This is a genomic window from Halopseudomonas bauzanensis (assembly GCF_900114735.1).
Taxonomy (GTDB): domain Bacteria; phylum Pseudomonadota; class Gammaproteobacteria; order Pseudomonadales; family Pseudomonadaceae; genus Halopseudomonas; species Halopseudomonas bauzanensis.
The window spans coordinates 312771-321558 of sequence record NZ_FOUA01000001.1 but is presented as its reverse complement, the minus strand read 5'-3'; the positions used below and the strand labels follow the sequence as shown (position 1 = coordinate 321558).

Annotated in this window: 9 protein-coding genes; 5 read left to right on the top strand and 4 right to left on the bottom strand. The window is 59.7% G+C overall.

What is annotated here, in order from left to right; translation table 11 throughout:
• Nucleotides 1-49: 49 nt before the first annotated feature.
• From BM267_RS01535 to BM267_RS01525, 3 genes are all read right to left on the bottom strand, one after another.
• Nucleotides 50-1753: a methyl-accepting chemotaxis protein gene (locus tag BM267_RS01535; RefSeq protein ID WP_074778264.1), complete on the bottom strand. Its 1704-nt coding sequence runs from the start codon at nt 1751-1753 to the stop codon at nt 50-52.
• A gap of 129 nt (nt 1754-1882) precedes the next feature.
• Complete coding sequence (locus BM267_RS01530) at nt 1883-3163, bottom strand: TRAP transporter large permease (RefSeq protein ID WP_074778265.1); 1281 nt, start codon at nt 3161-3163, stop codon at nt 1883-1885.
• On the bottom strand, nt 3163-3756 hold the full coding sequence (locus BM267_RS01525; RefSeq protein ID WP_074778267.1) for a TRAP transporter small permease: 594 nt from the start codon (nt 3754-3756) through the stop codon (nt 3163-3165). The genes BM267_RS01530 and BM267_RS01525 overlap by 1 nt, the downstream gene beginning before the upstream one ends.
• Before the next feature lie 185 nt (nt 3757-3941).
• Between BM267_RS01525 and dctP the strand changes: the two genes are divergently transcribed.
• The 3 genes from dctP (at nt 3942) to dcd (ending at nt 6989) form a co-directional block, all read left to right on the top strand.
• Entirely contained in the window at nt 3942-5132 is a 1191-nt protein-coding gene (gene dctP, locus BM267_RS01520; protein WP_083392396.1) for a TRAP transporter substrate-binding protein DctP, read from the top strand.
• 74 nt (nt 5133-5206) lie between these two features.
• On the top strand, nt 5207-6298 hold the full coding sequence (gene apbC, locus BM267_RS01515) for an iron-sulfur cluster carrier protein ApbC (protein WP_074778271.1): 1092 nt from the start codon (nt 5207-5209) through the stop codon (nt 6296-6298).
• 124 nt (nt 6299-6422) lie between these two features.
• A complete protein-coding gene (gene dcd, locus BM267_RS01510; RefSeq protein ID WP_036993466.1) occupies nt 6423-6989 on the top strand; it encodes a dCTP deaminase in 567 nt (188 codons plus the stop codon).
• A gap of 73 nt (nt 6990-7062) precedes the next feature.
• Here dcd and BM267_RS01505 read toward each other — a convergent pair whose 3' ends face one another.
• A complete protein-coding gene (locus tag BM267_RS01505; protein WP_036993465.1) occupies nt 7063-7788 on the bottom strand; it encodes a TorF family putative porin in 726 nt (241 codons plus the stop codon).
• A 275-nt stretch (nt 7789-8063) separates the two neighbouring features.
• Between BM267_RS01505 and BM267_RS01500 the strand changes: the two genes are divergently transcribed.
• On the top strand, nt 8064-8492 hold the full coding sequence (locus BM267_RS01500; protein WP_074778273.1) for a universal stress protein: 429 nt from the start codon (nt 8064-8066) through the stop codon (nt 8490-8492).
• Between the two features lie 61 nt (nt 8493-8553).
• Nucleotides 8554-8733 (top strand): CsbD family protein, encoded by a 180-nt coding sequence (locus tag BM267_RS01495; RefSeq protein WP_074778275.1) that lies wholly within the window; start codon nt 8554-8556, stop codon nt 8731-8733.
• The last annotated feature ends 55 nt before the right edge of the window (nt 8734-8788 follow it).

The window sequence follows — 8788 nt, the reverse complement described above, 5'->3', positions numbered from 1 at the left end:
CCGCTCATCGAGCTGGTGCTCGACGCTCCCAGGGGCTAGCACGCTTCCGTTACTGCAATCCCAGGGCATCCGGCAGAATCCCGGCGGTCAGGGTGCCCCAGCGCCGCCCATTGAGCATCAGGGGGACGAACAGGACGAAGATCGGGCGTCCATCGGGCAGGATGAAGGTGCCCATGCCTATATAGGTGCACTTGCGCAGATTCTCCAGCTCCACCGGATTGCTGACAGTGAAGCGCATATGGGTACTGCGCATGGCATCCTTGCGGGGATCGCCGCTCGGCGGCTGGGAGGCGGCGGTTCGTGCCGCAGCCATGTAACCGTGGTCATCGATGGCCGTCGTGTACAGCACACCATCCTCACCGCCGCGGTCCCACTCATCCAGTAGCGGCTGGACCGACTGGCGGAAGGGCTCTGCCCAACTGACCCGGTGTTTGCCCGGCTGATCATTGATTGCCTGGTAATTGCGGTCGAACACATCCACGCCACGTTCAGTGAGTTCCTGCAGCGCGGATTCCAGCCGGCTGCGGCGCGCGAGCAATATATCGCTAACCTGTTCCAGCCGGCCTTCGCCCAGGCGGACCAGGCTCAGTGTCTGCAGCGCTGCGTTGCTTTCATCGCGTTGGTGATCCGCCAGCACAAAGCTTTGCTCCATGCTTCGGCTGATCCCCAGGCTGCTGTCCCGGATGGCACTGCTGTGCTGATGGGTCTCCTGATTGCCGACTGCGAGTTCTTCCAGGGCGCTGCTGACCATCAGCAGGTCATCATTGGTCAACTGAAAGTCCTCGACCATCTGGCCAAACTGGGCCGCCGCCGCTTGCACCGCGCCCCCGGCACTGTCCGACTGCTGCTGCATGCGCAGGGTCTGCTCCTCGGCACCGTTCATCGCGCCTAGCATTTGCCCCATGAGCTGGTCGATCTGGTCCGCGGCATTGCCGACCTGGATCGACAGGTTACGCACCTCATCAGCCACCACGGCAAAGCCACGGCCTTGCTCGCCGGCCCGCGCCGCTTCGATGGCCGCGTTCAGCGCAAGCATATTGGTTTGCGCGGAGAAATCCTGAACCGTCGTCAGAATCTTGCGAATCTGCCCCGAGCTGGCGCCCAGCGCGTCGATATTGGCCTTGAAGCCGGTCATCGCCTCGCTGATCTGCTGCATGCGTTCACAGGCTTCGCTCAGCTGCGCCTGGGATGTCTTGGCACCATCCAGGTTGCGTGCCGTCATGCCAGTGATATTGCTGGTGCGGGCAGCGATATCCTGCAGCGCGCTGCTGGTCTGGTCGCTGGCCTGGAAGATCAGCTCGGATAGCTGCTGTTGCGCCTTGGCCTCGCGTTCCGCGTGCTCGGTCAGTACCCGGTTGCGTGCTGACGCCAGGGCGATGCTCATGCTCTGATGCTGCAGATCGAGCAGCATGCTGCGCAGCCGGGCGCTGAAGCGTGCAAATGCCTGACTGGCGGCAGAGTCATCCTGCAGGGTCGCTACGGCCAGGTTGATCTGCAATGCATTGGCCTGCTCCAGCCGCTCGGCCAGAGGGCTTGTATGTTGTGGTTGTCGCACCAGTTGCCAGATGAAGCACAATGAGACAGCCATCAGACCCAGCGCCAGAGTGCGGATCAGGCCGTCCCCCAGCCACAGCAGCAGGCTGCCCAGGCCGAGAATGCAGATCGCCAGTGCCACGCCGGTACCAGTAACGGCGCCAGCTGGGGAAAAACGTATAGCGGTTTGGGTGTCGTTGGGTGTGGAGATAGCCTGCATGATTCCCCCATTGCCCCTTTCCGGAGCATTGTTATGTTTCGTCCATGAGTCACCTGAGACATGGGGTCTCAAAGTGCTACTCGCCACCTTATCGGCAGAACTGTCTCAAACAAGAGTGTCAATTTGTAATCAGTTCGCCAGAGAAGGCAGCCACAGGGAAATCGAAGGGAACAGGATCAGAATGATGGTCGCCAGCAACAACAGGGCGATGAATGGCGGTGTGCCGCGGATTACATCGAAGTAGGGGCGACGGAATATCGCCATGGCGGTGAAGATATCGCAGCCGAAGGGGGGAGTGGCCGAGCCGATGGCCGCCTGCAGCGTGACAATGATGCCCACATGCACCGGGTCCAGTCCGGCAGCGGCCACCGCCGGCTTGAACAGCGGCGTCAGGATGAGGATCACCACGATGGGGTCGACAAACATGCAACCGATGAAGAAGGACACCGCAATCAGCGACAGCACCAGCACCTGGCTGTGGCCGATATCGGCAATGATCGGATTGAGGATCGCCTGGGGAATGCCGGCAAATGAGATGGTGTAGGTAAAGGCATTGCCCGCGGCCACCAGAATGAACACCACGGCGGTGATCAGGCCAGTGGACAGGGCGACATCCCACAACTCGGTGATCTTGACCGACCGCAGGATCACGACTTCCAGAATCACGGCATAGAGCACCGCGATGGCTGCCGCCTCGGTTGGGCTGAAAATACCGCCATAGATACCGCCTACCACTACCAGCGGAAAGCCCAGCGGCAAAACGGCTCTCTTCAGCGCCTGCCAACGATATCGCCAGGTCGCCTTCGGCTCGGGTTCGATGCCCATGCGGGTGGAGGCGATCCAGCAGTAGATCGAAAACAGCACCAACAATAGCAGCCCGGGCAGGATGCCCGCGATAAACAGGTCGCCAATCGAGGCGCCCGATACCACACCGTAGATGATCAGGCCGATACTGGGCGGAATCAGCAGGGCAATGTCGCTGGCATTGATGATCAGGGCCATGCTGAATTTATCCGAGTAGCCCTTTTCCAGCAGTTTGGGGCGCATTGGCCCGCCCATGGCCACGACCGTTGCCTGGGTCGAGCCGGACACCGCACCGAACAGTGTACAGCTGGCGGCCGTGGTGATTGGCAGTCCGCCGCGCAGATGGCCGACGAAGCTTTGCACCAGATCCAGCAGGCGGTTGGCGGTATGGCCGCGGGTCATGATGTCAGCGGCGAAAATGAATAGCGGCACGGCGGCCAGCGCCCAGCTCTGCACCCCGCTGATCATCTGGCCAATCAGCAGGCCGACGTTGTCCATCTGCAATACCAGAAACAGCAGCATCAGGCTGGCGGCCAGCAGCGGCAGCATCATCGGAAAGCCCATCAGCAGCAGGATCACGGTCACAATCAGGGTGAGCGTCAGCATCAGTTGGTCCCAGTCTCGACCGCACCCTCGGTCGGCACGTCGTCGTAGCGTTCCAGCTCGGTGAAGGAGCGGTAGATGTGCCGGGAGGTGAGATTGCGCGTGGCCGTCAGCCAATATTGGATGCCGGCCAGGGCAAAGCCGATCGGCGCCATCAGATAGGGAATCCACAGAGCAATGCCCAGCGCTGAGGACGTACGGCCCACGGCACGGATACTGCTGACATAACCCCAGGCATGCCACGCGAAGAACATCATCATTGCGCCCGAGACCAGGCAGATGAATACCAGCAATGCCTTGCGTGGTCGGCCGCGCAACTGATCATAAAAGGCTGACATGGCGATGTGGCGTGCCCGGCGCACGGCATAACCCAGGCCGGCGAAGGTCATGATGACCAGGCTGAACTGGGTCAGCTCGACCTGGCCGGGAATGCCACTGTCAAACAGCTGCCGCGCCAGCACATGAAGTACCAGAAGAGCAGTCAGAAACAGTACGCTGCCGCCGAGAATCAGTTTTTCCACCCCTTCGGTGAGGCGGTCGATGGTGCTCAGTGCTCGGACAACAGGGCTTGCCGTCGAGTCTGCGGGCTTGGGCATACACTCCTTCCTGGTTCGGCTGCTGCTAAGTTTATCATTCTTGTACGAAGGATAATCGCCGCCGCTGCGCTTGTTTTTCAAAAATACAGGATCTTTTTTTCAATTGCACGGCCCAAACATGGACATCTGCGAAGCCTGTGATAGTGTTTCCTGTGGTTACAAGAACAATAGATGAGGAATGTTCCATGAAATGGAGAAATGGATGGATAGGCGCTGCGGCCTTGATTCTGACGGCCTGTGGCGGAGACGATGAGCAGCAGAAAGCGCAGACTGCCAAGGATGAACAACCGGCAACCGGCCAGGTCGAAGTCTGGCGTTTCGGGTTGGAAGAAATCGAAGGCAGTGTGCAATATGAATACGCCAATCGCTTCGCAGAAATAGTCAGTGAAAAGACTGACGGGCAAGTGGAAGTCCGCTTGTTTCCCTACGGCCAGCTTGGCGGTCTCACCGATATTTATGATCAGGTGCAGGCTGGTTCAGTTCAACTGGCGTTCGGTTCAGGCTTTCTCGGCGGCACGGTGCCTGAATCTCAGCTGTTCAGTCTGAACTTCATTCTTACCGACGATGAGCTGAGCAACACCCAGATCCTCAATGACGAAGCGTTTCGCAAAAACGATGATCTGATCGACTCCTTCCGGGAACGCAGTCTGCATCCCCTGGCGATCGTGCCCGAGGGCTGGCAGGTCTGGACTGCCAACAAGGCGGTACGCACTCCCGAGGACTTCGCCGGGCTGGCCATCCGCACCATGGATAACCGGCTGTTGCGCGAGACCTACAGCGCCTATGGTGCCAACCCCACCACCATGGAATACGGCGAGCTCTACAGCGGCCTGCAACTGGGACAGCTGGACGGCAACATCCAGCCGGTGTTCGCCCACCAGGAAATGGACTTTTACCAGGTGCAGGATTACATGATCTTTGCCAACCAGGCCCAGTTCATCGCTACCGTCATGGCCAATGCCGACTGGTACGACAACCTGTCCGACGAGCATGAGCAGGTCATCGAAGATGCCGTTGTCGAGCTGGTGCCTTACATTCACGAGGTCCAGACCCGGCTGAACACCGAGCGGCTGAACATCATCACCGAGAACAGCGACATCGAAGTCATCCGTCTCACTCCCGAGGAGCGCGCGGTGTTCCGTGAGCGCAGCCTGCCGGTACGTGATGTGTTTGTGGACATGGTCGGTGACCGGGGCGAGAACCTGCTCAATGCATTGCTTGAACTGGTCGAGGAGGGCGCCCCCGAGTCGGCGGACGAGCCGGTACCGACCACCGAGACCAATGACAGCATCGCACCGGGCGAGTCGCCAACGCAGCCCGAGCTGGACCATGCCGACAACGCCAGTGATGATGCTGCGGAGTCGGTAACTCCCTGACCGCTCTGCGGCGTGGTCAATCGGCGCTCCAGGCAGTAGCATGTGGGGTATTGTTTCCCCATAGGATGTACGCCATGACGCAGATTGACCGCTCCGCTGTAGAACAGGCCCTGGCCAGCTACCAGGACCCTTACCTCAAGACCGACCTGCTGAGCTCGGGTTGTCTGCGGTCGCTGCAGATCGATGGCAACCGGGTGACTGCCGAGCTGGTGCTGGGCTATGCGGCGAACAACATCGTCAATGGCATCGGCGAGATGCTGAAGGTGGCGGTCGAGAATGTGGCGGGTGTGGATTCGGCGGCCATCACGGTGCGCTGGGAAGTGCCCGCCGCTCCTGCGCAGGGCAGCATTCCGGCCCTGGCCAACGTCAAGAACATCATCGCTGTTGCCTCGGGCAAGGGCGGCGTCGGCAAATCCACCACCGCCGTCAACCTGGCCCTGGCACTGGCCGGTGAAGGAGCGCGGGTCGGTGTACTGGATGCCGATATCTATGGCCCCAGCATGGGCATGATGCTGGGCGTGCCCTCCGGTACCCGCCCCCAGGTACGCGACGAGAAATTCTTTGTTCCACCCCATGCCCACGGCTTGCAGGTCATGACCATGGCCTTTCTCGCCGATGACAATACCCCTCTGGCCTGGCGCGGGCCGATGGTCTCCGGCGCCCTGATGCAACTGCTGACCCAGAGCGCCTGGGATGACCTGGACTATCTGGTGATCGACATGCCGCCGGGTACCGGCGACATCCAGCTGACCCTGGCGCAGAAAGTACCCGTTACCGGCGCGGTTATCGTCACTACTCCCCAGGACATCGCCCTGCTGGATGCGCGCAGGGGCATCGAGATGTTTGGCAAGGTCAATATTCCAGTACTGGGTGTGGTGGAGAACATGGCCGTGCACATCTGCTCCAACTGCGGCCATGCCGAGCACCTGTTCGGCGAGGGTGGCGGCGAGCGGCTGTCGGACGAATACGGCGTTGACCTGTTGGCATCCATGCCGTTGTCGATGATGATCCGCGAGCAGGCCGATGGCGGCAAACCCACGGTCATCGCCGAGCCGGAATGCCAGATCAGCATGATCTACCAGGACATGGCCCGCCATGTCGGCGCCCGCATCGCCGCCCGCGCCGGCCAGAGCGCCATGCCGGATATCAGCATCAGCGAGGATTGATCCACCGCCCATGGCGCCGGGCGCTACACCCGAAAGGCGGACGATGTTGCCCGAGGCTTTAGTGTCCGCCCAATACCCGGTAATATGCAGGCCCTCTTTTCAACGCTTGGATCAGGACAAACCCATGAGCATCAAATCGGACCGTTGGATACGCCGCATGTCCCAGGAACATGGGATGATCGAGCCCTTTGTCGAGCGTCAGATACGTGGCGAGGAGGGCGAGCGGGTGATCTCCTACGGCGTGTCCAGCTACGGCTACGATGTACGCTGCGCCGATGAATTCAAGGTGTTCACCAACATCCACTCGGCCACCGTCGACCCGAAGCATTTCGACGAGAAGAGCTTCGTCGACGTCAAGAGTGACGTCTGCATCATTCCGCCGAACTCCTTCGCGCTGGCCCGCACCGTGGAATATTTCCGCATCCCGCGTAACGTACTGACCATCTGCCTGGGCAAGAGTACCTACGCCCGTTGCGGCATCATCGTCAACGTCACCCCGCTGGAGCCGGAATGGGAAGGTCACGTTACTCTGGAGTTCTCCAACACCACCACACTGCCGGCGAAGATCTACGCCAATGAAGGCGTGGCGCAGATGCTGTTCTTCGAGTCCGACGAAGCTTGTGAAGTGTCCTACAAGGATCGGGGCGGCAAGTACCAGGGCCAGCGCGGCGTTACCCTGCCGCGGGCCTGAGTTACCTCTTTGCTGGAGGCCGGGCATCAGCCCGGCCTTCGCTGCTTTATGAAATGCCCGGAGCGCGGGCTTTTCAGAACGACCGCGACGCCGAGAAGGTGACATTGGCATCGCAGTAAGTCGCCTTGCCATACCACTCCTCGCAGGTCCCATCTTTCAGGCTGGTGTCCGAATACATCAACGCCAGGTCCAGACCAATCACCGTCTTGCCCACCGACACCGCCCAATCCTGGTAGCTCTCACCGCTCTCCACCTCGCTCAGACTGTCCTTGCTATCGGTATAGCCATAATGCAGCCCAAGTGTGGTCTCCCACGGCAGGGCGAATTCATACCCGACGAAACCGTAGATGGCCGAGCTCGGGTGGTAGGCATACTTGGCGCCCAGCGTCAGGTCATGAAACCCCAGGGTGCTGATGATCTCGTAGGATGTGTCCACATCATCGCCGCCGGGATATTCATAGGCGATCCAGGTCAGGTCATAGCTCAGCGCCTCGGTCAGCTCGCCGGCAAAGCCGGCGTAGTAATCCCATTCGACGCTGGCCCCGCCAAACGCCTCGTCATCCACATTCGATGCCCAGGTGCCGATAAACAGGCCACTTTCATGACTGATATCCAATCCACCCTGAATCGCGCCCTTGCCGGCGGTCTGTGACTGGCCGCGCCAGATATAGTCGGTCGCCAGCATGACATTCATGCTGGTATCGATCTGGCCGACGGCAGTATCGAAGGATTCGCCATGGCTCAGGTTGGAGAGACCCAGCGTGCTGATGGTGGCTATGCAGATGGTGAGCTTTTTCATTTAATGTATTACTCCGTGTCGATGATCCGCAAAAGGGATCGGTTGGCACTTTCTACATAGCAATTTTCTCGCCATATCTATTTTTACGTTTTTATTCAATAGGTTATCAGGAAAACATAATCCAGATTGTGGGTCGGGATGAGTACGCCCGCACCGCGCCGGTGCGCTTGATAAGCCAAGCGGCCTTTTTGCCCATCCTTGACGCAGATCAAATGCGGGATAAGGGTTTACGGACTATGCTCAAGGCAGAGCAGAACACGAGAAAGGAGTAGATTATGCAGAACGTACTGGTTCCATTCGACGGATCCGATTCCGCCAAGCGCGCCGTGAATTATCTGGTCGAGGCCGCCAAGGCCTATCCGGATATCCTGGTGCATGTGCTGAACGTCCAGCGGGAAGCCAATCTGTACGGCAATTACGTCCCTGCGTCGATGTTGGAAGACCTCCGTCAGGGAGCGCTGAAACACGCGGCCTCAATCAATGCCGAAGCGGTGCAGATGCTGCAGGCCGCCTCCGTGCGTTATGAAACTCACGAGACGGTAGGCGATGTGGTTACCGAAGTTGTCGCGGCGGTGAAGCGGCATAACTGCGACACGGTGGTCATGGGCACCCGCGGCATGGGCAGCCTGGGCAATCTGGTCATGGGGTCAGTCGCCACGCGGGTGGTGCATGATGTGAACGTGCCGGTCCTGCTGGTGAAATAACTGAACCCTTGTCGCTTCGCCCAGTCGGATATTATGTACTCAGCTGACAGAGGTTCAAATAATGACCGCAGCAAAAGACAAGATGAAAGGCAAAGTGAACGAAGTCGTGGGCAAGGGCAAGCAGGCCAGTGGCAAGCCGAGCACACGCGCCGAAGGTCGCATGCAGGAGCGCAAGGGTGAAGCCCAGCAGGTGAAAGGGCGCGCCAAGAGCGCATTGAAGGACCAGATCGACAAGGCCTGATCCACTCCCCTCAGACAAAGGTCGGCATTTCGCCGGCCTTTTCTATTGCCGATGA

What these genes read in the sequence shown, in the direction of transcription:
- dcd (WP_036993466.1), top strand. Translation starts at nt 6,423, where the DNA reads ATGAGCATCAAATCGGACCGTTGGATACGCCGCATGTCCCAGGAACAT.
- dctP (WP_083392396.1), top strand. Translation starts at nt 3,942, where the DNA reads ATGAAATGGAGAAATGGATGGATAGGCGCTGCGGCCTTGATTCTGACG.
- BM267_RS01500 (WP_074778273.1), top strand. Translation starts at nt 8,064, where the DNA reads ATGCAGAACGTACTGGTTCCATTCGACGGATCCGATTCCGCCAAGCGC.
- BM267_RS01495 (WP_074778275.1), top strand. Translation starts at nt 8,554, where the DNA reads ATGACCGCAGCAAAAGACAAGATGAAAGGCAAAGTGAACGAAGTCGTG.
- BM267_RS01530 (WP_074778265.1), bottom strand. Translation starts at nt 3,163, where the DNA reads ATGCTGACGCTCACCCTGATTGTGACCGTGATCCTGCTGCTGATGGGC.
- BM267_RS01535 (WP_074778264.1), bottom strand. Translation starts at nt 1,753, where the DNA reads ATGCAGGCTATCTCCACACCCAACGACACCCAAACCGCTATACGTTTT.
- BM267_RS01505 (WP_036993465.1), bottom strand. Translation starts at nt 7,788, where the DNA reads ATGAAAAAGCTCACCATCTGCATAGCCACCATCAGCACGCTGGGTCTC.
- BM267_RS01525 (WP_074778267.1), bottom strand. Translation starts at nt 3,756, where the DNA reads ATGCCCAAGCCCGCAGACTCGACGGCAAGCCCTGTTGTCCGAGCACTG.
- apbC (WP_074778271.1), top strand. Translation starts at nt 5,207, where the DNA reads ATGACGCAGATTGACCGCTCCGCTGTAGAACAGGCCCTGGCCAGCTAC.